The 23992-nt window shown below is 32.9% G+C and carries 22 protein-coding genes; 13 read left to right on the top strand and 9 right to left on the bottom strand.

Going from position 1 to position 23992, the window contains the following annotated elements:
• Positions 1-3 precede the first annotated feature (3 nt).
• Positions 4-678, top strand: a complete 675-nt coding sequence (locus tag ACXGQW_RS10675; RefSeq protein WP_457822728.1) for an SCO family protein — start codon at positions 4-6, stop codon at positions 676-678.
• 127 nt (positions 679-805) lie between these two features.
• Here the strand turns inward: ACXGQW_RS10675 and ACXGQW_RS10670 are convergent, their stop codons facing one another.
• Positions 806-1459, bottom strand: coding sequence for an HD domain-containing protein (locus tag ACXGQW_RS10670; protein WP_457822726.1), 654 nt, complete (start codon positions 1457-1459; stop codon positions 806-808).
• Positions 1449-2021, bottom strand: coding sequence for a 5-formyltetrahydrofolate cyclo-ligase (locus ACXGQW_RS10665; protein WP_457822724.1), 573 nt, complete (start codon positions 2019-2021; stop codon positions 1449-1451). The genes ACXGQW_RS10670 and ACXGQW_RS10665 overlap by 11 nt, the downstream gene beginning before the upstream one ends.
• Before the next feature lie 64 nt (positions 2022-2085).
• Here ACXGQW_RS10665 and ACXGQW_RS10660 point away from each other — a divergent pair, with 64 nt between their 5' ends.
• Positions 2086-3084, top strand: coding sequence for an NAD-dependent epimerase/dehydratase family protein (locus tag ACXGQW_RS10660; RefSeq protein ID WP_457822722.1), 999 nt, complete (start codon positions 2086-2088; stop codon positions 3082-3084).
• Here ACXGQW_RS10660 and ACXGQW_RS10655 read toward each other — a convergent pair.
• Positions 3076-5217: a LysM peptidoglycan-binding domain-containing protein gene (locus ACXGQW_RS10655; RefSeq protein ID WP_457822720.1), complete on the bottom strand. Its 2142-nt coding sequence runs from the start codon at positions 5215-5217 to the stop codon at positions 3076-3078. The genes ACXGQW_RS10660 and ACXGQW_RS10655 overlap by 9 nt on opposite strands.
• A 156-nt stretch (positions 5218-5373) precedes the next feature.
• Positions 5374-6906: a glutamine-hydrolyzing GMP synthase gene (gene guaA / locus ACXGQW_RS10650; protein ID WP_457822718.1), complete on the bottom strand. Its 1533-nt coding sequence runs from the start codon at positions 6904-6906 to the stop codon at positions 5374-5376.
• Positions 6907-7202: 296 nt separating this feature from the next.
• Between guaA and ACXGQW_RS10645 the strand changes: the two genes are divergently transcribed.
• The 6 genes from ACXGQW_RS10645 to rplT all read left to right on the top strand — a co-directional run bounded on the left by ACXGQW_RS10645 (position 7203) and on the right by rplT (position 12252).
• Entirely contained in the window at positions 7203-7868 is a 666-nt protein-coding gene (locus tag ACXGQW_RS10645; protein ID WP_457822716.1) for a phage tail protein, read from the top strand.
• 7 nt (positions 7869-7875) lie between these two features.
• Positions 7876-8724, top strand: coding sequence for a T9SS type A sorting domain-containing protein (locus ACXGQW_RS10640; RefSeq protein ID WP_457822714.1), 849 nt, complete (start codon positions 7876-7878; stop codon positions 8722-8724).
• 213 nt (positions 8725-8937) lie between these two features.
• Positions 8938-10878, top strand: a complete 1941-nt coding sequence (gene thrS / locus ACXGQW_RS10635; protein ID WP_457822712.1) for a threonine--tRNA ligase — start codon at positions 8938-8940, stop codon at positions 10876-10878.
• A gap of 95 nt (positions 10879-10973) precedes the next feature.
• A complete protein-coding gene (infC, locus tag ACXGQW_RS10630; protein WP_457824198.1) occupies positions 10974-11492 on the top strand; it encodes a translation initiation factor IF-3 in 519 nt (172 codons plus the stop codon).
• Positions 11493-11545: 53 nt separating this feature from the next.
• Positions 11546-11743, top strand: coding sequence for a 50S ribosomal protein L35 (gene rpmI, locus ACXGQW_RS10625; RefSeq protein ID WP_457822710.1), 198 nt, complete (start codon positions 11546-11548; stop codon positions 11741-11743).
• Positions 11744-11907: 164 nt separating this feature from the next.
• Complete coding sequence (rplT, locus tag ACXGQW_RS10620) at positions 11908-12252, top strand: 50S ribosomal protein L20 (protein ID WP_457822708.1); 345 nt, start codon at positions 11908-11910, stop codon at positions 12250-12252.
• A gap of 392 nt (positions 12253-12644) precedes the next feature.
• On the opposite strand, the gene ACXGQW_RS10615 is transcribed toward rplT, so the two are convergent.
• A complete protein-coding gene (locus ACXGQW_RS10615) occupies positions 12645-14849 on the bottom strand; it encodes a RecQ family ATP-dependent DNA helicase (protein WP_457822706.1) in 2205 nt (734 codons plus the stop codon).
• A gap of 69 nt (positions 14850-14918) precedes the next feature.
• Here ACXGQW_RS10615 and ACXGQW_RS10610 point away from each other — a divergent pair, with 69 nt between their 5' ends.
• Genes ACXGQW_RS10610 through lptB form a run of 3 tightly spaced genes read left to right on the top strand, consistent with a single transcriptional unit; the run spans position 14919 to position 17434 of the window.
• Positions 14919-15881 carry a KpsF/GutQ family sugar-phosphate isomerase gene (locus tag ACXGQW_RS10610; RefSeq protein WP_457822704.1) on the top strand — a complete coding sequence of 321 codons (963 nt, stop codon included), beginning with the start codon at positions 14919-14921 and terminating at the stop codon, positions 15879-15881.
• Positions 15882-15886: 5 nt separating this feature from the next.
• A complete protein-coding gene (gene tatC / locus ACXGQW_RS10605) occupies positions 15887-16690 on the top strand; it encodes a twin-arginine translocase subunit TatC (RefSeq protein WP_457822702.1) in 804 nt (267 codons plus the stop codon).
• Between the two features lie 3 nt (positions 16691-16693).
• Positions 16694-17434, top strand: a complete 741-nt coding sequence (gene lptB / locus ACXGQW_RS10600) for an LPS export ABC transporter ATP-binding protein (protein WP_457822700.1) — start codon at positions 16694-16696, stop codon at positions 17432-17434.
• A 3-nt stretch (positions 17435-17437) separates the two neighbouring features.
• On the opposite strand, the gene ACXGQW_RS10595 is transcribed toward lptB, so the two are convergent.
• The gene (locus tag ACXGQW_RS10595) at positions 17438-18166 is read right to left on the bottom strand and encodes a CDP-alcohol phosphatidyltransferase family protein (RefSeq protein ID WP_457822698.1); all 729 of its coding nucleotides are present in this window, start codon (positions 18164-18166) and stop codon (positions 17438-17440) included.
• A gap of 142 nt (positions 18167-18308) precedes the next feature.
• Here ACXGQW_RS10595 and ACXGQW_RS10590 point away from each other — a divergent pair, with 142 nt between their 5' ends.
• Together ACXGQW_RS10590 and ACXGQW_RS10585 are read left to right on the top strand one after the other, a co-directional pair.
• Positions 18309-19391, top strand: coding sequence for a putative type IX sorting system protein PorV2 (locus ACXGQW_RS10590; RefSeq protein WP_457822696.1), 1083 nt, complete (start codon positions 18309-18311; stop codon positions 19389-19391).
• A complete protein-coding gene (locus ACXGQW_RS10585; protein ID WP_457822694.1) occupies positions 19391-20533 on the top strand; it encodes a lipoprotein N-acyltransferase Lnb domain-containing protein in 1143 nt (380 codons plus the stop codon). The genes ACXGQW_RS10590 and ACXGQW_RS10585 overlap by 1 nt, the downstream gene beginning before the upstream one ends.
• Here the strand turns inward: ACXGQW_RS10585 and ACXGQW_RS10580 are convergent.
• The 3 genes from ACXGQW_RS10580 to ACXGQW_RS10570 form a co-directional block, all read right to left on the bottom strand.
• A complete protein-coding gene (locus ACXGQW_RS10580; protein WP_457822692.1) occupies positions 20520-21902 on the bottom strand; it encodes an exopolysaccharide biosynthesis polyprenyl glycosylphosphotransferase in 1383 nt (460 codons plus the stop codon). The two genes, ACXGQW_RS10585 and ACXGQW_RS10580, sit on opposite strands and share 14 nt — an antisense overlap.
• Before the next feature lie 62 nt (positions 21903-21964).
• Positions 21965-22708, bottom strand: a complete 744-nt coding sequence (locus tag ACXGQW_RS10575) for a glycosyltransferase family 2 protein (RefSeq protein WP_457822690.1) — start codon at positions 22706-22708, stop codon at positions 21965-21967.
• A 3-nt stretch (positions 22709-22711) separates the two neighbouring features.
• A complete protein-coding gene (locus ACXGQW_RS10570; RefSeq protein ID WP_457822688.1) occupies positions 22712-23992 on the bottom strand; it encodes a phenylacetate--CoA ligase family protein in 1281 nt (426 codons plus the stop codon).

The raw sequence follows: 23992 nt of genomic DNA, 5'->3' as shown, positions 1-23992 counted from the left end.
AGCATGAGCCAAAATTTCTTTGCAAAATCTAAATACACCTTTATTGCCATGGGTGTATTGTCAGTTGTGATTATTTCTTATCTATATCATCTCAACAGCAAAGCAAAATCTTTGCCAATATACAATCCTATAGATATAAATCCTCGTTTGGTGGATGACAGTATGTTAAACCAATCTAAAAACCATGTTATTGGGGATTTTAGTTTGATAGATCAGGATGGAAATATAGTGACTCCTGCCAATTTTGAAGACAAAATTTACGTGGCAGATTTTTTCTTTACTAGATGTGGAACTATATGTCCTGTGATGTCTGTAAATATGGCTACGATTCAGAATCATTATATGGATAACTCTCAAATTAAATTCTTATCCCATTCTGTCACCCCTACAATGGATAGCGTGCCTGTATTAAAAGAATACGCAATTTCTCATGGAGCTATTTCTGGCAAGTGGCACATCACTACCGGAAACAAAAAGATGATTTATCGCTTGGCTAGAAAAAACTATTTTTCTGTGTTGGATGAGGGTGATGGTGGCATGCAAGACTTTATACATACCGAGCAGTTTGTGTTAATTGATCAAAAGAAACGAATTAGAGGTTTTTACGATGGTACGGATACAGAAGAAGTAAATCAATTAATTGAAGATATTAAAATTCTTTTAGCAGAAGCTAAATAAAGTCTCAAATTTATGCTGTAAATAAACTCCCCTTTTGCATCTATTGTGCAAAAGGGGAGAAAAATTGCTATGAAAACGCTGAGCTACTAACCTCAACAGCTCTATAGTCGAATTTTAGTATGGCTGCTTACAGCAAACCATTCCATTCATCGTAAAATTGTTGTAAGTACTGGTTCATAAATTCATGTCTTCGGCTTGCAATTTTTTGACCCGTGGGAGTATTCATTTTTTCCTTCAATAATAAAAGTTTTTCGTAAAAATGGTTAATAGTCGGAGCCGTACTGTTTTTATATTCCTCTTTGGTCATATTCATATCAGGAGCAATATCAGGGTCGTATAATCCCCTGTTTTTGTAACCTCCATAACTAAAAGCTCTTGCTATACCTATAGCTCCAATAGCATCTAGCCTATCGGCATCTTGAACAACCTCTAATTCTTTGGAAGTAAACGTTTTTAGCTCTTTACCTCCTTTGAAAGAAACGTTTTCTATAATTTTTACCACGTGGTTAATTACTGATTTCTTTACATTTAAAGACTCTAAAAAATTTCTAGCTGTTTGAGGCCCTATCTCTTCGTCGCCCTCATGGAATTTAGAGTCTGCTATATCGTGTAGTAGTGCTGCTAAGGATACCACTAGTAAATCGCACTTTTCTGTTTGTGCAATGAGCAAAGTGTTTTTATACACTCTTTCTATATGAAACCAATCGTGGCCGCCCTCAGCTTCCTTTAGTGTAATCTTTACAAAATTGATGGTGTTTTCTATAATCTGGCTATCTTTCATTGAACGTGTAAATTTTATTTGGAGTGATGCAGTAATCTAAAGGAATATCTTGTTTAGACACCTCATTAATTTTCTCTTCTGCTTCAAAAAAAGAAAGTCCTACTTTTACAGTAGTCTCTTTACATTTTTTTAAAAAATCATCGTAAAAACCTTTTCCATATCCAACTCTGTTTCCTTTGATATCAAAAGCCAAAAGAGGAATAAACACAACGTCTATCATATTTTCCGGTACAGGCAAGCCGTTTTGTGGCTCTGGAATACCATAGATGTTTTTAGCTAATTTTGTGTTTTCTGTTAATAAAAAATGAGTGAGAGTGTTGGTCTTAAAGTCAGATTTAGAAACTACTACTTCTTTACTCTTAGCAAACAGAACACTTAATATATGTTCTGTATCTATTTCTTTTTGTTCTGTTATACTCAAAAAAAGGTGATAATAAGTATCATTCCACACCTTTAATTTTAGTAATTGATTTGTTATTTGGATACTTTTATCTTCTATCTCGTTATCATTGAGCAAACCTCTTAAAGTTTTATACTTTTTTCTGAGCTCTTTTTTATTCATTTTAAAAAACTTTGAAAAGCTAAATTAACAATTAAAATCTCCCGAAAATGATTAATTTTAAGCTATGATATTAGTTACAGGAGGTACAGGATTGGTTGGGGCTCATTTACTTTATAAGTTATGCGCAACAAATAATAAAATAGTTGCTATTTACAGAAATGAAGATAACCAAAAAACGACTTTCGATATTTTTAATCTTTATGGAGACACGTCTCTCTATCATAGAATTATATGGAGAAAAGCAGATGTGACTAACATTCCTGAATTAGAAATTGCTTTTGAAGATATAACTCACGTATACCACGCTGCCGCTATGGTATCATTCAACACTAAAGATCATCATCAATTAAGAAAAATTAATATTGAAGGAACCGCTAATATCGTTAATCTTTGTATCGAAAATCGCATACAAAAACTTTGTTATGTAAGTTCTATCGCCACCTTAGCAGAAAAGCCAGGCCAAAAATTAATTGATGAGAGTTGCGACTGGAATCCTGAAGGAGATCATAGCGATTATAGTCTTTCTAAATTTGGAGCAGAAATGGAGGTTTGGAGAGGATCGCAAGAAGGACTAGAGGTTGTTATTGTAAACCCTGGAGTAATTTTTGGATTTGGAAATTGGAAGTACAACACGAGCAAATTATTTGTAAAAATAAAAAAAGGGTTTTCTTACTATACAGAAGGAGTGACCGGGGTGGTAGGTGTTAAAGATGTTGTTAATGCTATGGTAATGTTGATGAATAGTAGTGTTAGCGGAGAACGATTTATATTGGTTAGTGACAATATGAACTACAAAAACATATTGAGTTTAATTGCAAATAAATTGGGAGTTCCGGCTCCATCAAAAAAAGCTTCAAAATACGTTACCGAAATAGCTTGGAGAGTAAACATACTGCTTAAGTGGATCAGCTTTAAAACAATAGATATGGGAATAAGCAAATACAGTACAAAATCTGCTCACAAGAAAAAATACTACGAGGGTAGTAAAATAAAAGAGAGCATAGATTTTAACTACACCCCTTTTGATATTACTGTTGAGAACATCGCTTCAAAACTATCTTAATCGGATAATTTTAAGCACCCCTTGTTTGTTTTCTATTGCGTTGATAAATACCGCTTGATTTTTGTTTTTAATCGTATCCGCTACTTCGTAGTCAAAAGCTTGTTGTCCTCTTTGTGCAGCTTTAAAAGTATCATCTTGTCCTTGCTTTAAGAATCTGAGCACAGCATCATAAGTAACTGAAAAACCTCTCGATGAAAATTGAGTGGGAAAAGATCCATTTTTATTTAAGTAATTCTTATCAAAATTACGATTCAATAACATTTCGTATTCTACCTGATCCGTGGCATATGTGTAACGGTATTCAGCCAATTTTTGAAACAACATATTATCTTCTGCATAGTTAGATTTCTCAAATGACAATATTCTTACAGGGGTGTCTAATACAGAATCTTTAGGAATTAATTTTGAATTATTAAAAACACCCGCAGCAATAGCATTACTATTCTCTGCTATCAAAATCCAATTGTCCTTTTCCATTTTTATGTGAGACAAAAACTCCTCTTTAGCTACATATTCTTTTGGTAGTGATAGAACAGTTACGTCATTATCAAGTGCAGCACCCAAACTATCTCGTTTGATTAACTTGTTTTTTAATTCTTTTAAATACTTTACATTTTTATCTAAACCTACAATTAATAAATGTTCTCCTTTTCTATTCTCTTTAATGTAAGCCTCCATTTGTTGTACAAAAAGACTTCTATCAGTCGCTGTTTTTACAATGCTTTTTGCCGTTAACAATTTTTGATTTTTTGAATAAATAGGATAATAAACAGAAGTCTCTGGAAAAGTTGAAGCCACAAAGGCAACGTTATCCGTATATAATGGACCTACAATTACGCTAGGACGAAATGCCCTTATTTGCTCGATTTTATTTCGAATAGAATCTACTGATTTTTCGGTATCCACTACTGTAAAATTAATATCAACTCCTTGTTTTTTTAAAGAATCGACAGCTATTTCTACTCCCATATAAAAGTCTGCCACCATACTAGGTAAACCTTTTACACTAGAAAACAAGGTAGTTGCAGAGAGGGTATCAATCGTTTTAAAATCGAAAGGTAACATGAGTACCAAATTAACCTCTTTATCTTTTACAATAGAATCCTTAAAAGTTTTGTTTGACTCAAACAACAAGTGCTCTTTTTTGAACCCTATTAGCAATTCTCCACCGTAATTAAGAATTGAATCTAGTGATGGGTTTAGAGATTTTAATGAATCTTTACTTATCTCCAATTCCTTTAAAAGAGTATTTAGATTTTCATGAGCGTTGTAACGGTATTTTACAGGTTTTTGAACATATATAGGAACTGTATTACTCGTTTTAGCGTTCACTAAAACCTTGTTGGGTAAATTTAAGATGGTACCCACAGACAAACTATCAACAACAACAGTTTTATTTACACTTAATAATTCTGGAATACTGATTCCGTACTTTCTAGAGATTCCATATAAAGTCTCTCCCTTAACAATTTGATGCCCTTGACTGTTATTTTCTCGATTTTCTGTGTTTTTTTTCAGAGGAATCTCAAGCACACTACCTGCCTTTACACCATCCATTAAAACTGTTACATTCTTCTCTTTGATTTCGTCAATAGTTACTCCGTACTTTTTGGCTATAGAGTAAAGTGTTTCTTTCTCTTTAACATTGTGTAACCTAACCTTATTCTGAGCATCTTTTGTTTGCTGAACTGCAACTATAGGAATTATTAATTCTTGTCCTATTTTTAAACCTTCCTGAGATAAAAATGTGTTTTTCTTAATTAAATCAGACATTGAAACGTTGTACAACTTAGAAAGACTATACAAAGTTTCCTTCGCTTGTACTTTATGCACTTTTAACGAATCTTTTTCTTTTACAAACGTTAAGTCGCTTTTTTCATCCGCTCTGTAGTCTATAGGATGCTTTGGTTTTACAAAAATATTCTCAGGAATTTTTATAAGCGTGTTGGCTTTAGGCCTTTTAGACACCCCTTTATTTAACTTTATCAAACTTAAATAACTCACCCCAAACTTATCTGCAATTTCCTTTAAAGTCTCTCCTTTTTTACTTGTATAATCTTTTACATTCTGTGCTGAAACAGAGAAGCTTAGGATTAAAAAAAGAACAGCGATTGTTCTGAATATTTTTGTCATATTAAGAATTGTTTACGAAACACAATATTACATATATTATACCAAAATACTAACTACTGATTTTACTAATTAACCAACATTTTTAATTTAATTGTTAGCCCTAAAAAAACACCAAACACTTTGTGTTTGATGCTTTTAAAAAACTTAAACTTTTTATTATTCCCACTCAATAGTAGCTGGAGGCTTAGAGCTAATATCGTACACAACTCTATTAACCCCTTTTACGTTATTGATAATTTTATTAGAAATTTCTTGTAAAAACTTATAAGGTAAATCTACCCAATCCGCAGTCATACCATCAGTGGACTCTACAGCACGTAAAGCCACAGCTTTTTCGTAAGTACGCTCATCCCCCATCACTCCTACAGACTGCACTGGTAACAGAATAGCTCCTGCTTGCCATACTGAATCGTATAAACCGTGTTCTTTTAATCCATTGATAAAAATAGCATCAACTTCTTGCAACATGGCCACTTTCTCCGCAGTAATATCTCCTAAAATACGAATAGCCAACCCTGGTCCTGGAAAAGGGTGACGTCCCAATAATTCAGCATCAATTCCCATAGATTTTCCTGCTCTACGAACCTCGTCTTTAAAAATCATACGCAAAGGCTCTACAATTTTCAACTTCATAAAGTCAGGTAAACCACCTACATTGTGATGAGATTTGATGGTAGCCGAAGGTCCTCCATCTGCAGATACAGATTCAATAACATCAGGATAAATTGTTCCTTGTGCCAACCATTTCACATCTTCTATTAAATTTGCCTCCTGATCGAAAACATCAATAAAGGCTTTTCCAATCGCTTTACGTTTTAGTTCAGGATCAGACAAACCTGCTAATTCTTTTAAAAATCTTTCAGAAGCATCTACCCCCTTAACGTTTAAGCCCATACCTTCGTACTGCTTTAAAACTCCAGCAAACTCGTTTTTACGTAGCAAACCGTTATTTACAAATACACAGTATAAGTTTTTTCCAATAGCTTTGTTTAGTAAAACTGCTGCTACTGTAGAATCTACCCCTCCAGAAAGTCCTAAAACAACTTTATCGTTTCCTACTTTGGCTTTAATTTCTGCTACTGTTGCATCTACAAAATTATCCGGAGTCCATTCTTGTGCTACATTCGCCACTCCTACTAAAAAGTTTTTTAATATTTGAGTTCCGTCTGTTGAATGGTAAACTTCTGGATGGAATTGAATTGCATATGTATCTTCTCCTTCTACTGCATAAGCTGCATTGCTTACATCATGCGTACTTGCTATACATTTGTAAGAATTTGGTAAGTCTAGAATGGTATCGGAATGACTCATCCAAACCTGACTCCCGTTTTCTATTCCCTGAAATAAAGGAGAATTGTTGTCTACAAAAGACAAATTGGCTCTACCGTATTCTCTTGTGCTAGATGCACCTACTTCTCCACCAAAAAAGTGCGCTAAGTATTGGGCTCCGTAACAAATACCAAGTAATGGTTTTTTACCTTTTACTTCTGATAAATCTATCTTTGGAGCGTTTTCTCCTCTCACGGAATGTGGAGACCCTGATAAGATAACTGCTTTATAGTCAGCAAAATTGTATTTTTCGCTATTGTATGGATGAATTTCACAATAAATGTTCAACTCTCTCACTCGACGAGCTATCAGCTGCGTAACCTGAGATCCGAAATCTAAAATAAGTACTTTTTGTTGCATGCGCAAAACTAACTTTTTATTTACTGATTACAAAAAATTAATAATGGGTTTTACTCTTCTTTAATCGCTAGCTTTCCTGTCTGCTTTTAATCTAATTCGTAAATAGGTTTTGTCGTTTTTATTATTGCAAATGGTTCTTTCATCTGTACAGTGAGCTACTACAATTAATTTCATCTCGTATTTTTTGATTACAACATGAGTAAACACAGCTCCGAACATTCTACAAACCACTAAAAATCATGAAAAAACTACTACCTTTATCAAAAACTTAGAGTAAACTAAACACTAAAAGAATCATGAAAAAATTTACAACGCTATTAACATTAACCTTAATTGTAATTACACTAGCAAGCACATCCGCAAAAGCTCAAGAAGGTTTTGTAGGTGAAATAAGAATGTTTGGAGGCAATTTTGCTCCACGTGGATGGGCTCTCTGCCAAGGACAATTGTTATCTATCAATAGTAATTTTGAATTGTTTTCTATTTTAGGAACAACATACGGAGGAGATGGTAGAGTAACTTTTGGATTACCAGACTTGCGCAGTCGTGTTGCTATGGGTACTGGAGAAGGTCCTGCACTATCAAATAGAAGATTAGGACAAAAAATTGGTAGTGAAAACATGACGTTGAATATTTCACACCTACCTGTCCACAACCATCAAGTATCTGTTACAGGTGGTACAAATGCAAATGTGCTATTAAGTACCGATACTGCTGTTAGAAATACTCCACAAGAGGGAGATGTTCCTGCTGCCGCAACATTTGGACCAGGTTTAAGTGCTACAGAAGTAAAAGCTTACGGACCTGCTACCAATACGGTAAACGGTCAAACTATTACAACAACAACTCCAAACGTTACTACTTTGAATACTGGGGGACAAAGAGCTTTTGGTATTATACAACCCTCTACAGTAGTAAATTACATTATTTGTTTACAAGGAACTTTTCCTTCCAGAAATTAAATATATTATGAAAAAATATTTACATATGTACTTTATTTATGTTGTGATGCTTTTTGGTTTAACAACCACCCATGCACAAACTAATGGAGAAATGACATTTGGAGAGGTTACCAATGCCTTTGTAAAAAGTATAAACCCGTCTGTACAAGCCTCAGCAAGTGAGTTTTTAAACGGTTTTGATCTTTCTGCTGTTTCCAGCGGTCCTATTTACAGCGCATTGGCCATTAATGAAAATGGAGCTGGGACAAACGCCATAGGAAGTACAGATGATGCTGTTTTAGGCTGGTTTGGTAACGGAAATTATTCTGTATCCTCCGGTAGTTTAAAAACACAAAATCTTAGTGGTGTTGAAATTTCATCATTTAACTTTGCTTATGAACAGGCAGTGGGAAACACTATTGTAAACTTTACGTTTATCGGCAAAAAAGACGATAGCGAAGTTGGAACTTTGGTATTAAACTCTCCTTTACACAATACAGCTATAAATGTAAACTTTAACGCACCAACAACAGGTTCTTTTATCAACGTTGATGAACTGATTATTCTCCCTTCAAACCCAATTTTCGGAGGTTTTACGATAGATAATTTAACAACAGCGGAGGCTAGTACCTTATCTTCTAATTCTATTCTAAGTGAACGTTATTTTAGTGTCAATATTTCCAATAGAAACAGCTTAGTTATTGAAAGCAAAGTTGACGTTGAATCCATCATTGTTTTTGATGTCACAGGTAACGAGGTTCTACGTAAAAACAATACAAAAACCATAGATATTTCTTTTTTAGACCCTGGGATTTACCTTACCAAAATCATATTAATTAACGGGGCTACAAAACGTTCTAAATTTTACAAGCGTTAAGTTAAGAACAAGCAAACATCAAACTTTAATAGCTGTCAAAAATCCTTCTTTCTTTACGAAGAATTTTTGACAGCTATTCATTTATAATCAATCCTCTGATTTAGTTTACACTTTTACCAAATAGTAACTTTGTTTTGCTTTGTATAAAATATCTTTCATACATTTTTAATCTGCAATTAAACAACTATCTTTGCCCAGCAAAAAATATCTATAATGATTAATATTACTTTACCAGATGGGAGTATAAGAGCGTACGAAAATAAAAGTACGCCCATGGATGTGGCTATGAGTATTAGCCAAGGTTTAGCAAGAAATGTAATTTCTGCAAATTTCAACGGAACTACTGTTGAAACCAAAACCCCATTAACCACCGATGGTAATTTAACCTTATATACATTTGAACAGCCCGAAGGTAAAAAGGCTTTTTGGCATTCGTCAGCACACGTTTTAGCGCAAGCAATTCAACAATTATATCCTGGAGTAAAATTAACGATTGGTCCTGCCATAGAAAACGGTTTTTATTACGACATTGATTTTGGGGAACACAAAGTTTCTGAAAACGACTTTCCGAAAATTGAGGCCAAGTTTTTAGAGCTGGCGAGAGGGAAACACGAATTTACGTTACGTGAAGTTTCTAAAGCGGATGCTTTAGCTAAGTACAAAGAAGAAAACAATCCTTTTAAAGTTGAATTGATTGAAAATTTAACGGACGGAGAAATTACTTTTTGTGACCACGATGATTTTACTGATTTATGTAGAGGAGGACATATCCCGAATACAGGAATTTTGAAAGCTGTAAAAGTAATGAGTGCTGCTGGTGCTTATTGGAGAGGTGATGAAAACAAACCTCAATTAACACGTATTTACGGAATTTCATTTCCTAAAGCCAAATTATTAAAAGAGTATTTAGAACTACTAGAACTAGCCAAACAACGTGACCACCGTAAACTGGGTAAGGAACTAGAGTTATTTACTTTTTCTCAAAAAGTAGGACAAGGATTGCCATTATGGTTACCCAAAGGTGCAGCATTAAGAAGTAGATTAGAAGACTTTTTAAAAAAAGCACAAAAAAAAGCAGGTTACGAAATGGTGATGACCCCTCATATTGGTCAAAAAGAACTATACGTTACTTCTGGACACTATGAAAAATATGGAGAAGATAGTTTTCAACCTATCAAAACTCCAAAAATGGACGAAGAGTTTTTATTAAAACCCATGAACTGTCCACACCACTGTGAAGTGTTTAACTACAAACCTTATTCTTACAAGGAGTTACCTAAACGTTATGCCGAATTTGGTACTGTTTATAGGTACGAGCAAAGTGGAGAATTACATGGTATGACTCGTGTGCGTTGTTTTACTCAAGATGATGCTCATATTTTCTGTACCCCAGATCAATTAGATCAAGAATTTAAAGATGTAATTGATTTAGTGTTGTATGTGTTTGGTTCTTTAGGTTTCGAAGATTTTACAGCACAAGTATCGTTAAGAGATCCTGAAAATCCAGAAAAATACATTGGTTCTGATGAAAATTGGGACAAAGCAGAAAACGCCATTATTAACGCTGCTAAAGAGAAAGGATTGAATTACGTAGTAGAAACTGGTGAAGCTGCTTTTTACGGTCCTAAGTTAGATTTTATGGTAAAAGATGCCTTAGGGAGAAGCTGGCAATTAGGAACTATTCAAGTAGATTACAACTTACCTGAAAGATTTGACTTAACATACAAAGGTTCTGATAACGCTTCGCACAGACCTGTAATGATTCACAGAGCCCCTTTTGGTTCCATGGAGCGATTTATTGCTGTATTATTAGAACATACTGGAGGAAACTTTCCACTATGGTTAATGCCAGAGCAAGTAATTATTTTGCCTATTAGTGAGAAATACCAGAAATATGCTGAAAAAGTTTCAGAATTACTAGAAAATTCCGAAATTCGTACGCTAATAGATGACCGAAATGAAAAGACAGGTCGTAAAATTAGAGATGCTGAGGTAAGTAAAATCCCCTACATGATTATTGTAGGAGAAAAAGAAGAAGGAGAAGGAACTGTTTCTGTACGTAAACATGGAGAAGGAGACTTAGGAACATTTACTAACGAAGATTTTATCAAACACATATCTGAAGAAGTAGAAAAAACCTTAGTAAAGTTTTAAAAATAAGAGTTTAATATTCTCATAAATTAATATGAGAGCAAAATTATAAAGCCATAGCAATTAAAAGAAGAAGGTCAAGAGGACCTGCAAGAGTAATTAAAGAAAATCCGCACAGAATTAATAGCGATATTCGTTATGTGGATGAAGTACGTTTGGTTGGTGATAACGTAGAGGTGGGTGTATATCCAATATCTAAAGCCAAACAAATTGCAAGAGAACAAGAGTTGGATTTGGTAGAAATTTCTCCCAAGGCTGTACCTCCTGTTTGTAAAATTATTGATTACAAAAAATTCTTGTACGAGCAAAAGAAACGTGATAAGGTTATGAAAGCGAAAGCTACTAAAGTAACTGTAAAAGAAATCCGTTTTGGACCTCAAACTGATGAGCATGATTATGAGTTTAAAAAGAAACATGCTGTTAAGTTTTTACAAGATGGTGCCAAATTAAAAGCATATGTTTTCTTTAAAGGACGTTCTATTATATTTAAAGATCAAGGGCAAATTTTGTTATTAAAATTGGCTCAAGAATTGGAAGAGTATGGTAAAGTAGAGCAAATGCCAAAACTAGAAGGTAAACGTATGATTATGTTTATTGCTCCTAAAGTAAAAAAGTAAACAGTAGTAATACTGTAAAAATAAAGTAAGCAAGAAAAAACAACTTATTAGAGATGCCTAAATTAAAAACAAAATCTAGTGCTAAGAAGAGATTCAAAGTAACTGGAACTGGAAAATTAAAAAGAAAGCACGCTTTTAAAAGTCACATCTTAACAAAGAAGTCTAAAAAGCGTAAATTAAAATTAACTCACGACGGTTTAGTTCACAAGAACGACGAAGCGAGTATTAAAGGAATGTTAAACTTAAGATAATTTAAGTTTTTCCTTCAAGGGAATATTAATTATTAACCATGGAGTGGGCAAATAACAATTAACAATTAACAGTGGACAATACAACAATTAGAATCATCGTATTGCTAATTGAAGATTGAAAACTGAAAATTGAAAATGGCCTTACTACAAAACACATTAAAATTATGCCTAGATCAGTAAATTCAGTAGCTTCAAGAAATAGAAGAAAAAAAATCTTGAAGCAAGCAAAAGGTTACTTTGGTAGACGTAAAAACGTTTATACAGTAGCAAAAAATGCGGTTGAGAAAGCAATGTCTTACTCTTACCGTGATAGAAAAAACAAGAAAAGAAGCTTCCGTGCTTTATGGATTACTCGTATTAATGCGGGTGCTCGTGTACACGGATTGTCTTATTCTCAGTTTATGGGGAAAGTTAAAGCTAACAACATCGAATTAAACCGTAAGGTTTTAGCTGATTTAGCTATGAACAACCCAGAAGCTTTTAAGGCCATCGTCGAAAAAGTAAAATAATTTTAAATTAACATCTTGCTTATATTTAGCCCTCTAATTTTATTAGAGGGTTTTTTGTTTGCAGTTGTTTTGGGTTTGAAATGATTTGGTATTAATCTAACTACCTTAATCCTTAGAAATTATGAAAAAACACTACGTTGTATTATAATGTTTATAAGACATAAAGATTAGACTACTGACGACTTGTGAGTCCAATGTTAAACAGTGTACTGTCGTTGTAGTATTGTATTGGTATCGCAAAGCAAAACACCTGAAGAAACAAGCTTCTTTAGGTGTTTTATATTTTTTAAAACTTCAAACTTATTTAAAGTTGAGATTTTCTATCTCATTTTCTACAAAAATCACATAAAGAAAATAAATTCAAAAGCTTGTGTACTTGAATTAAGCTCATCCTAATTAGCTACATCACTAATGAATTTTATTCTCATTAGTCTTAATTCTTCATCGTCATAATCTCCATCAAATTCTTCTAAGGCTTCTTCTATGCTATCGGAAGACGATTCCATAAAATACTCATGGATTTCTTCCTGCTGATCTTCATCTAAAATATCTTCTAAATAGTAATCAATATTGAGTTTTGTCCCAGAAAAAACGATAGATTCTATTTCCTTAATCAACTCAGACATTTCTAAACCTTTAGATTTAGCAATATCCTCTAAAGGCAACTTTCTATCTGTATTCTGAATAATATATAGCTTTAATCCTGATTTTTCTCCTGTCGTTTTTACTACAAAATCGTCTGACTTTTCTATGTTATTGTCTTTGACATATTTGGCAATTAATTCTAAAAATTCCTTTCCAAATTTTTTGGCCTTACCATCTCCTACACCGTGAATATTAGACAGTTCTTCTATAGAGGTGGGATATTTTAAAGTCATATCTTCTAGAGAAGGGTCTTGAAAAATTACATAAGGTGGTATTCCTTTTTTCTTTCCTATAGATTTTCTTAGAGATTTTAATAAGCCCATCAACTGCTCATCTGTAGCAATTATAGCTTTATTTTTTGCATTGGCAATAATCACTGCCTTATCGTCTTCGTCTATATAGATATGATCTTCTGTCATCATAAAAGAAGAAGGACTATTTAAAAACTCATGCCCTTTTTCCGTAACTTTAATCACTCCGTATTGCTCTATTTCTTTTCTTAGCAATCCAGCCACCAAAGTTTGTCTAATTAAAGCAGTCCAGTGCTCTGTATCTTTATCCTTTCCCAGTCCGAAAAATACTCTTTCGTTAGTTTTGTGGGACAATAACATAGCGTTAGATTTCCCTAATAAAGTAGCTACTATATCTCTCGCTTTATATTTTTCTTTCGATTCTCTTACGACAGTTAAGAGTTTAGTCACACTTTCTTTTGCCTCAGTTTGTTTTTTGGGATTTTTGGTATTGTCATCCATTTTAGCTCCCAATCCATTTATAGGATCAAATTCTTCTCCAAAATAGTGTAGTAAATACTGTCTTCTACTTAAAGAGGTTTCGGCATATCCCACCACTTCTTGTAGCAAAGCATGTCCTAATTCTTGTTCCGCAATGGGCTTATTTGCCATAAACTTCTCTAGCTTTTCTATGTCTTTGTAAGCATAAAAAGCCAAGCAATATCCTTCTCCATCGTCTCTACCTGCCCTACCCGTCTCTTGGTAATAACTCTCCAAACTTTTAGGAATATCGTGATGTATCACAAAACGAACATCTGGTTTATCTATTCCCATTCCAAAGGCAATGGTGGCTACAATTACATCTACATCTTCCATTAAAAACATGTCTTGATGCTTTGCTCTTGTTTTGGCATCTAACCCTGCATGGTACGGGAGTGCTGAAATTCCATTCACTTGGAGTGTTTGAGCTATCTCTTCTACCTTTTTTCTACTCAAGCAGTATATAACACCAGATTTATCGGGTCTTTGCCTAATAAACCTAATCATATCTGTAACGACCTCTTTGGTTTTTGGCCTTACCTCATAAAATAAATTAGGCCTGTTAAAGGATGCGTTAAAAGTATTAGCATCTGACATTCCCAAAGTTTTCATGATATCTTCTTGAACCTTTGGAGTTGCCGTAGCCGTTAAACCAATAATAGGAACATCGCCTATACGCTGAATAATTCTCCTTAAGTTTCTGTATTCTGGTCTAAAATCGTGACCCCACTCAGAAATACAGTGGGCTTCATCAATCGCAAAAAAAGATATATTTTGATCTTTCAAGAAATCTACATATTCATCCTTTGTTAACGATTCTGGTGCTACGTATAGTAATTTTGTAATTCCGTTTTGTATATCGGATTTAACCCTGTTGATTTCAGTTTTATTTAAAGAAGAATTTAAAACGTGTGCTACTCCTGGATTATCGGAAATACCTCTAATTGCATCTACTTGATTTTTCATTAAAGCAATTAACGGAGACACTACAATAGAAGTTCCTTCTTGCATTAGTGCTGGTAGCTGATAGCATAGTGATTTCCCCCCACCGGTTGGCATCACAACAAACGTATCTTTACCTCCAACAATGCTTCTAATTACATTCTCTTGAAGGCCTTTAAATTTGCTAAAACCAAAATACTTTTTTAGAGGGCTATGTAAATCAATTTTATCTTGATTCATAATAATTGTACGCTAATTTTAAATACATTTGCAATTAAAGATATAACTTTTTAGTTAAAAATTACAGCCTTGAATAACGATATACTTTCCATTGCAAAGAAAACTATTGAATTAGAAAGCAAATCTATAGCAAATTTAACCAATTTAATTGATTCGGATTTTGAAAAAGCTATTAAATGTATTTTAGAAAGTAAAGGTAGAATAGTCATTACAGGTATAGGGAAAAGCGCAGCTATTGCTAACAAAATTGTGGCCACTTTGAACTCTACAGGAGCTCCTTCTATTTTTATGCACGCGGCCGATGCTATTCATGGTGATTTAGGTATTGTTCAAGAAAATGACATTGTTATTTGTATTTCTAAAAGTGGAAATACTCCAGAAATAAAAGTGCTAGTTCCTTTAATCAAAAGAAATCACACCCCTATCATTGCTATTACAGGAAACCCAACATCTTTTTTAGGACAAAACGCAACTTATGTTTTAAATACATTCGTGGAAAAAGAAGCCTGTCCCAATAACTTAGCTCCAACAACTAGTACTACTGCTCAATTGGTTATGGGAGATGCTATCGCAGTAACTCTGTTGGAAATAAATAATTTTACAAGTAAGGATTTTGCTAAATATCATCCTGGAGGTGCTCTTGGAAAAAAACTATATTTACGTGTGAGTGATTTGGTTGAAAAAAACGAAAAGCCTAGCGTAGATGCCAAAGCCAGCGTTAAAGATGCCTTGTTAGAAATTTCCAATAAAAGATTAGGTGCAACTGTAGTTTTAAAAGAACAGAAAATTGTAGGAATTATTACTGACGGAGATATTAGACGAATGCTCAACAAAAGCGAGGATATTTTAGCTCTGAGCTCCAAAGATATTATGACGACTACTCCTAAAGTAATTCATATTGATGCCATGGCGATTGAAGCTATGGAAATGATGGAAAACAATCATATTTCTCAATTAGTAGCGACAGACAGTAATAACAACTACACAGGAATGATTCATATTCACGATTTAATTAAAGAGGGGATTTTCTAATATATATGGAAGAAAAAAAAGAAATGTCTTTTTTAGATCATCTTGAAGAGTTAAGATGGCACTTGGTAAGGTCCACTGTTTGTGTTTTTATCTTTACAGTTATATTATTTATCTTTCAAAAGCAAGTCTATAATCAGTTTTTGCTGGCTCATTTAAATCCAGACTTTGTTACTTACAGTTGGTTCTGCGATATGTTTACGCGGTTGGGCTTGGAGAGTAGTTTTTGCAACATTAACTTTAATGCCAAACTACAAAGTTTAGCTCCTACCAATCAATTAATGAATGCCTTATGGTCTAGTTTTATTTTGGGTCTAATTCTATCTTTCCCTTATATTTTGTGGGAAATGATGCGATTTATCATGCCTGGATTAACTCCAAAAGAAAGAAGAAATAGCAAGGGGTTTATTGTAATTGCTACTTTTCTGTTAACCATAGGTTTGTTTTTTAGCTATTTTGTAATTGCCCCTATGTCCGTCTACTTTTTTTACAATTATCAGATTACAGAGGTGATTGTAAACAATTTTCAATTTGATAGTTATATAGGATTAATTACCAACACCTTGTTGGGAGTTTCTGTAGTTTTTGAATTACCCTTACTGGTTTATTTTTTAACCAAGCTAGGTTTAATTACACCAGAATTCTTAAAAACTTATCGCAAGCATGCTTTGGTATTGGTTTTGATTGTAGCTGCTATTATAACACCTCCAGATGTAGCAAGTCAAATTATTGTAGCAATCCCTATATTGGTTTTGTATGAAATTAGTATATGGGTTTCTAGAATAATCGTTAATAAACAAAAGCAACGTTAACTTATGATTTTAAGAGCAGATAACATTCAGAAAATCTACGGTAGTAGAAAAGTTGTAAAAGGCATTTCTTTACAGGTTGAACAAGGTGAAATTATCGGACTGTTAGGTCCTAACGGGGCTGGTAAAACTACTTCTTTCTATATGATTGTGGGAATGGTAAAACCTAATGAAGGGAAAATATTTTTAGACGATAAGGAAATTACCGATTTTGCCATGTACAAACGTGCACAAAACGGAATTGGTTATTTGGCTCAAGAAGCTTCTGTTTTTAGAAAACTAACTGTTGAAGAAAATATTTTGTCTGTCTTGCAATTTACGGACAGAACTAAAGAACAGCAAAAACAAAAACTTGAGGAACTTATTGAGGAGTTTAGCTTAGGACACGTAAGAACAAATAGGGGAGACTTGTTGTCTGGGGGAGAAAGACGTAGAACAGAAATTGCTCGTTGTTTGGCTTCCAATCCTAAATTTATTTTACTTGATGAGCCGTTTGCTGGTGTAGACCCTATTGCAGTAGAAGACATACAGTCTATTGTTGCTACGCTAAAGAACAAAAATATTGGGATTCTTATCACAGATCATGATGTGCAAGCTACACTTGCTATTACTGACAAAACCTACCTCATGTATCAAGGAAGTATTTTAAAAAGTGGTACTCCTCAGGAATTGGCAGATGATGAAATGGTAAGACGTGTTTACTTGGGAGAGAGCTTTGTCCTTAAAGAAAATCGATTTAAAAACTAACGTTTACTTATTATTATTAGTAATTAATGATAATAGTAAGTAAACTAAGATGATTGCAGGAATAGATGCCAGTTTAATTGCTATAATTAGAGCCAACGATATGCATAAAAATATATATTTTATTTTATTATCCTTATAACCAAAACTCTTGAACTTTAGAGCAAACAAAGCTATTCTAGCATTTAATAAATAACAACTTAAAGCGGTCAACAATAACAAAGCGTAGGTGTTATCAACTATATAACTGACGTATTGATAATCAGAATAAACTTGCATTAGAGGTAAAGAAAGTATTAAAAGAGTGTTGGCAGGTGTTGGTAATCCTATGAAACCTTCTTTCTGATTTTCATCTATATTAAAATTTGCTAGTCTATAACATGATGCCATTGTTATGCTCAACCCCAGCATTGCAAGGATGGAAAATTGGTCAAGATTGTGAATACCAATCAAAGGTTTTTGGTCTAATGATTTTAAAATCATTTGTACCATTACTAAACCTGGAACAACTCCACTGGTCACCATATCGGCCAAAGAATCTAACTGCTTTCCTAATTCACTCTGAACTTTTAATAATCTGGCAGCGAAGCCATCAAAAAAATCAAAAAATATACCCAACATAACCAAAGCAACCGTATATTCTATTTGATAGTTTATTGCAAAAATTACAGCCAAACATCCACATAGCAAATTTAACAACGTTAACAAATTAGGAATAAACTTTACTGTTTTCATATTAATGATTCTTATTGGACAAATCTAAAAATAGTTTCGTTTAAGTTCATCAATAAGTTAATTTAAATTTCTAAACATATATAAATTTGAAACAATATATTTGTAAATAAGTTAGTTATACATATATCAATTAATTCAAATCTTGAAAAAGTTTTTCTTCCTTTTATTTTTAGCTATTTCTGTAAACCTTGCAAACGCTCAAATTGTTCGTGGATTTTCTAACGAATTTCTAAATATTGGTGTGGGTGCGAGAGCTTTATCCATGAGCAAAGCTGTTACCTCTTTTACGCAAGGTGTGGAAGCTGGATATTGGAACCCTGCAGGAGTAATCACTGCTCAAGATTATGAATTTGCTGCTATGCACAATTCTTTATTCAATGGTATTGGTAGCTACGATTATTTTGGAGCTGCATTGCCCATAGAACGAGACGATTTGGCAATGGCAGTTTCTGTCATTAGATTGGGAGTAGACAATATTTTAAACACAACTAACCTTATTGATAATAACGGAAATGTAAATTTTAACAACATTACTTCGTTTTCCAGTGCAGACATAGCAGCTATTTTAAGTATTGCAAAGTCTTTCCCTAAACTCAACCTTAACATCGGTGCAAATGCAAAAATAATTAGAAGGAATATTGGTGACTTTGCCTTGGGGCATGGATTTGGATTTGATATTGGTGCACAGTATGATTATAACGGAATTAAGATTGGAGCCGTAATTAGAGACGTAACCACCACTTTTACTGCTTGGAACGTGAACTCTTCTGCTTTTGATAAAATTCGAAACGCACAAACTATCGAGGAAAATCAGAACCAAGACAGACCAGAGAAATACGAACTAACACTCCCAAAGTTTCAATTAGGAGCCTCTTATTTTAAACAACTAAACGAGAAATATTCTCTATTAACTTCCGTAGATATTATTGGACGTTTTAGGGAGACTAACGACATTGTTTCTAGCAGTTTCGCTAGTTTTTCTCCCAATTTAGGGTTTGAATTAGGTTACAAACAAAGAACTTTTTTAAGAGCTGGTTTAGGTAATATACAGAAAGAAACAAATGTAGATAATACTCAGACAACTGTTTTTGAACCTAACATTGGAATTGGTCTAAAGCTTAAAAAAGTATACATAGATTATGCCCTGACCAACGTTGGAGCGGGTTCTGGAATTAATTATTCCAATGTATTTTCTATTAAAGTTTTATTAAACGAAATGAGATAATGAGACTATTCTTTTTACTGATTCTTTTACTATCTACCACATTCAATTCATCAGCTCAATCCAATATAAAACTATCAGATAAAGCAGAAGTAAGTATTTTAACTTGTGATCCGGGCGTGAATGAACTTTATTCCTATTTTGGACACAGTGCCATTAGAGTTAAGGATAAAGCCAACAATTTAGATAAAGTTTATAACTATGGGATGTTTGATTTTTCTGCTCCTAACTTTTACTTGAACTTTTGTAGAGGGAAACTTTTATATAAGGTGGTTGGTTATTCATTTAAGTATTTTCCTTACCAGTACGCTCTTGAAAGCAGATCTATTAAAACTCAAGTATTAAACCTAACCCTTGCACAAAGTCAAAAAGTATTTAATTTTTTAGAATGGAACATAAAACCTGAAAACAAAAATTATTACTACGACTTTTTTTACGACAATTGTGCCACCAAAATGTACGAAGTTGTTGAAAAAAGCATTGGAAATATAACATTTGATTATTCTGATTTTCCTAAGGACAAAACTCATCGCGACTTGATACATCAGTATTTACCTAAAAATTCTTGGTCTAAATTTGGAATTGACTTAGCATTAGGTGCTGTTATAGATGAAAAGGCAAATTTTAAAGAATATATGTTTTTACCCGATTATGTTAGTTTGGGTTTTAAAAACGCTAAGATCAACAGTAAAGAACTAGTGAAGAACGAAAAATTTATTTTAGAATATTCTCCTCTAAAATATGATGGTCTCAACTTTTTCTTAAGTCCATTATTTGTAAGTTTGTTTCTCTTAGCCTTGTCTCTATTCTTGCTATTAAAGAACAATAAGTTTAGTATATCCTATTTTAACGCTGTAAGCATTTTTTACGGTCTACTAGGTATTGTTCTGTTAGCTTTATGGTTTTTAACTGAACATAGTACCACAAAAGTCAATTTAAATGTTTTTTGGGCAAACCCTTTATTATTAGCTATTCCATGGATAAAAAGCAAATACAAAAAAGTAATTTGTATTGTTCATGTTTTGTTCTTTGTACTGTTCTTATGTGTTGGATTTTTTAAGATACAAGAGTACAACTCTTGTTTTTACGTTCTAAGTTTGGTTTTGATTCCTTGGCAAATCAAAAACCTGCTTACTGCCCCTTAAAGTACAAAACGGTGTTAATGGTTTTAATCACAATTTTAAAGTCGATAAACAGATTTCTTTTTTTGATATAATACAAATCATATCTTAATTTGTCTTTCTGCTCTTCTATGGTAGAAGCGTAGGGATACATTACCTGAGCCCATCCTGTTAATCCAGGTTTGATAGCATGTCTAATAGCGTACAAAGGTATTTGCTGCTCTAATTCTTTGACAAACTCAGGTCTTTCTGGCCTTGGTCCAATTAAACTCATCTCCCCCTTTAAAACGTTCCAAAACTGAGGGATTTCATCAATTCTAGTTTTTCGCAAGAACTTTCCAAAAGTGGTCACTCTACTGTCATTTTTTACAGCCCATTGAGCTCCATTTTTTTCGGCAGTCGTCACCATAGATCTGAATTTTACAATAGAAAATGTTTCGCCACGCTCTCCTACTCTTTTTTGATGATAAAACAAACCTCCTCTATTCCCCATCAAATTACCTATAAACACAAAAGGCAAAACAAATAAAACTGTAAACAATCCTAGAATTGCCGCAAAAATATCTAGCCCCCTTAAAAAGAATAAATACATCCTATTTTCGTGACTATCACTCATTTTAAAATACCTGTAAAAATGTTTGGTTAAGTTTTCCTCTGGTACGCACTCAGTCACTCTTTCAAAATACTCCTCGTAACTGGTAATATTGATTCCTAACTCAAAACACCTAATCAATTTCTGATTTAAAACCTCAACTTGCTCGTCGGTAAAACCTTTTAACGAGATAATAATCTCTTTAACGTTACTTTGTTCTACGAGAGTTTCAATTTCACTAATAGATTCTATATAACCTCTTATTCGATTTATAGGTTCCTTGCCTAAGTAAGCGTAAATGGAATGATCTTTTGATTTTAACTGAACAAATTCAATTATCTTTTTCAATCTGGCTTGGCTACCAGCAATTACAATAACTTGCTTGCTAAAAACATTGTTGGAAAATACAACAATGTAAAAATTTCTCCATAAAAATATGGGAATAAAAACAATAAGAAAAAAAGTTAAAATTTCAATTCTATTTGAAGGTAAAACAGGGGTTATTAACGGAGTGTATAAATAAATCAACACACAAATAGTAGAGGTAACAAATAAATTTTTTGTAGTTCTAAATCTACTTAGAGAATCTCTTAAGCTAAACATTTCGAACACTTGACCGCAACCCAAATAAAAAGCTATGAGCACGAAAATGTTGGTTGAAACAGGATTATCTATAAAATTGATATATTTAAAGTTTAGGCATAAATTTGATACACCTAAACCTATCAATAGAAACAAAACATCTACTGTTCTAAGTAGTAGAATTCGTTCTGATAAATATAATTTTGTTTTTAGGGGCATTTTTTTCTTTTAGTACCCAAATATAGAATATTTGGACATAGGTAGAACAAATAATTTGAACACTATTTAGCTAACTTATTCATTACATTATTCAAAAGATAATATAATGAAAGTAGCCAGTTTTTCTTTTCTATCTTTCTGAATAATATCCAATTCCATTTTAACATTTCTGTTTTTTTCGAGGAGATAGAGCTTTCTCTTATTCTATATTTTGCCAATACCTCGTCAAATCCGTAGGCATAGTCTGTTAATTTTAATATTTTTAACCAAAGCGCGTAGTCTTGTCTTTTTCTTATCAAAGGCATATAAACTTTCCCTATTTCTTTAGTGTCGTAAATAGCTGTTAAACAACCTATCTTGTTGGAGGATAACATATCCTTGTAATCAATTTTTTCTTTCTTTATGTTGATGATTTTCCCTGTTTGACCTAACTCATTTATTTGAATATAAGATGAATAAACAAAGGGATAATTATTGACTAGCATAAAATTAATTTGCTTTTCCAGTTTATGTGGCATCCATACGTCATCACTATCCAAAAAGGCTAAAAACCTACCTTTTGCATTCTTAATGGAATGATTTCTCGCTACGGCAGCACCAGAGTTGGATATTTCGAAAAGTCTAATTCTTGAATCTTTTTCTATATACTTTCTGATGATTGATTTTGAACTGTCGTTAGAACCATCATCCGTAATTAGCATTTCCCAGTTATTATAACTCTGATAGATAACACTTTTAATGGTTTCGCTAATAAAATCCTCTGAATTATAGCATGGGGTTATAATAGATACTAAAGGTTGTTCCATATATTAGATTTTGGAAATAAAACTTTTAAATTTTCCTCCAGTATTTTCTAAAGTCGCGTTCACGAAAATGTTAAAAGTTACGTCGTCACCAAAGTATTTAACAATTTCTTTCTTTAAAAAATAAATCTCCGAATCTTTAATTTCTTGCTGAACTAAGAAGTCTAGCTTTCCTTTTATGTTTTGAATTACTTGATAGTTTAATTTCAAATCATACTGTTTTACCAGATTTTTAAAAATATAGTAGAAGTATAAACTAGGATATATTTGATTTTCACCATAGACACTCTCTCCCACTCTTCCTGTAACTTCTTTCAAAACTCGGTGAGCTCTTCCACATTTACATTTAAAATCTCTAGGTGCTAATTCAATGTAATCTCCCAATTTATATCTAATAACGGGAAACGATTTCATCTGTAAATTGGTTACTAAAATTTCATTATTATGCTCCTCTACATAACATCCCTCCATGTTTATATGCATATTCCCTTCCGGACATTCAAAGGCTATAATACCTGATTCGGTAGCTCCATATTCACTAATAATTCTTAGATTAAATGCCTTTTTTACTTCATCTTGATAAGAATCATATATTTTTTCTGAAGTCCCTTTAACCATTTTAATACTTTCAAATCCACCTTTTTCAGATTCGTTGATTAATTTCGCTGTTTGATAAATCATAGATGAATAACCATGAATATATTTAGCTTTTTTTAGTTTTTTTACAAACCGTTCAAATGATTTTTTTTCGTAGCTAAATACTCTAAATCTGTTTTGTAAAAAATCTAGTAAGTTGGTTTTTAGTCTCTCTATAAAGGAGAAGTTAAACCCCCAAAAATATCCATTTTTATCCCATGGAGAAACTCCATGCCACGAATAACCTCTAAAAATAGAAGCTCTATTAAACGAATCTGCCCATTCCTCTCTATTAAAAACTAACGAATTTCCAGTACTTCCTGAAGTTGAAGCTTTATACAGCTTTTTGAATTTGTAATTTGTATGAATATCATCTACGTTGTTTAATAAATCTTTTTTTTCTAATATAGGAACCTTACTTAAATCGTTTAGTGTTTTTATAGTATCGATATTCAATCTTTCTTTATCAAAACAATCTCTATAGAATTTAGAGTATTTATAAGATGTATTTAATAATTCTCTTATTTTCTCCAATTGATAAGCCTCCAATTTTTCAATAGACCATTGGTCTGTTATCTGCAAAAAACTAAAACAAGAATCCAAGGAAGGATTTCTGAACCTTTGTCCTATTTTAAAAATTAGTTTAAACAT

This window comes from Wenyingzhuangia sp. IMCC45533 (assembly GCF_054111225.1).
This window is presented reverse-complemented; position numbering and strand designations above follow the sequence as displayed.

Excerpts from the sequence above, each read along its gene's own strand:
- ACXGQW_RS10675 (WP_457822728.1), top strand. The coding sequence starts at position 4 with ATGAGCCAAAATTTCTTTGCAAAATCTAAATACACCTTTATTGCCATG.
- ACXGQW_RS10670 (WP_457822726.1), bottom strand. The coding sequence starts at position 1,459 with ATGAAAGATAGCCAGATTATAGAAAACACCATCAATTTTGTAAAGATT.
- ACXGQW_RS10665 (WP_457822724.1), bottom strand. The coding sequence starts at position 2,021 with ATGAATAAAAAAGAGCTCAGAAAAAAGTATAAAACTTTAAGAGGTTTG.
- ACXGQW_RS10660 (WP_457822722.1), top strand. The coding sequence starts at position 2,086 with ATGATATTAGTTACAGGAGGTACAGGATTGGTTGGGGCTCATTTACTT.
- ACXGQW_RS10655 (WP_457822720.1), bottom strand. The coding sequence starts at position 5,217 with ATGACAAAAATATTCAGAACAATCGCTGTTCTTTTTTTAATCCTAAGC.
- guaA (WP_457822718.1), bottom strand. The coding sequence starts at position 6,906 with ATGCAACAAAAAGTACTTATTTTAGATTTCGGATCTCAGGTTACGCAG.
- ACXGQW_RS10645 (WP_457822716.1), top strand. The coding sequence starts at position 7,203 with ATGAAAAAATTTACAACGCTATTAACATTAACCTTAATTGTAATTACA.
- ACXGQW_RS10640 (WP_457822714.1), top strand. The coding sequence starts at position 7,876 with ATGAAAAAATATTTACATATGTACTTTATTTATGTTGTGATGCTTTTT.
- thrS (WP_457822712.1), top strand. The coding sequence starts at position 8,938 with ATGATTAATATTACTTTACCAGATGGGAGTATAAGAGCGTACGAAAAT.
- rpmI (WP_457822710.1), top strand. The coding sequence starts at position 11,546 with ATGCCTAAATTAAAAACAAAATCTAGTGCTAAGAAGAGATTCAAAGTA.
- rplT (WP_457822708.1), top strand. The coding sequence starts at position 11,908 with ATGCCTAGATCAGTAAATTCAGTAGCTTCAAGAAATAGAAGAAAAAAA.
- ACXGQW_RS10615 (WP_457822706.1), bottom strand. The coding sequence starts at position 14,849 with ATGAATCAAGATAAAATTGATTTACATAGCCCTCTAAAAAAGTATTTT.
- tatC (WP_457822702.1), top strand. The coding sequence starts at position 15,887 with ATGGAAGAAAAAAAAGAAATGTCTTTTTTAGATCATCTTGAAGAGTTA.
- lptB (WP_457822700.1), top strand. The coding sequence starts at position 16,694 with ATGATTTTAAGAGCAGATAACATTCAGAAAATCTACGGTAGTAGAAAA.
- ACXGQW_RS10595 (WP_457822698.1), bottom strand. The coding sequence starts at position 18,166 with ATGAAAACAGTAAAGTTTATTCCTAATTTGTTAACGTTGTTAAATTTG.
- ACXGQW_RS10585 (WP_457822694.1), top strand. The coding sequence starts at position 19,391 with ATGAGACTATTCTTTTTACTGATTCTTTTACTATCTACCACATTCAAT.
- ACXGQW_RS10580 (WP_457822692.1), bottom strand. The coding sequence starts at position 21,902 with ATGCCCCTAAAAACAAAATTATATTTATCAGAACGAATTCTACTACTT.
- ACXGQW_RS10575 (WP_457822690.1), bottom strand. The coding sequence starts at position 22,708 with ATGGAACAACCTTTAGTATCTATTATAACCCCATGCTATAATTCAGAG.
- ACXGQW_RS10570 (WP_457822688.1), bottom strand. The coding sequence starts at position 23,992 with ATGTTTAAACTAATTTTTAAAATAGGACAAAGGTTCAGAAATCCTTCC.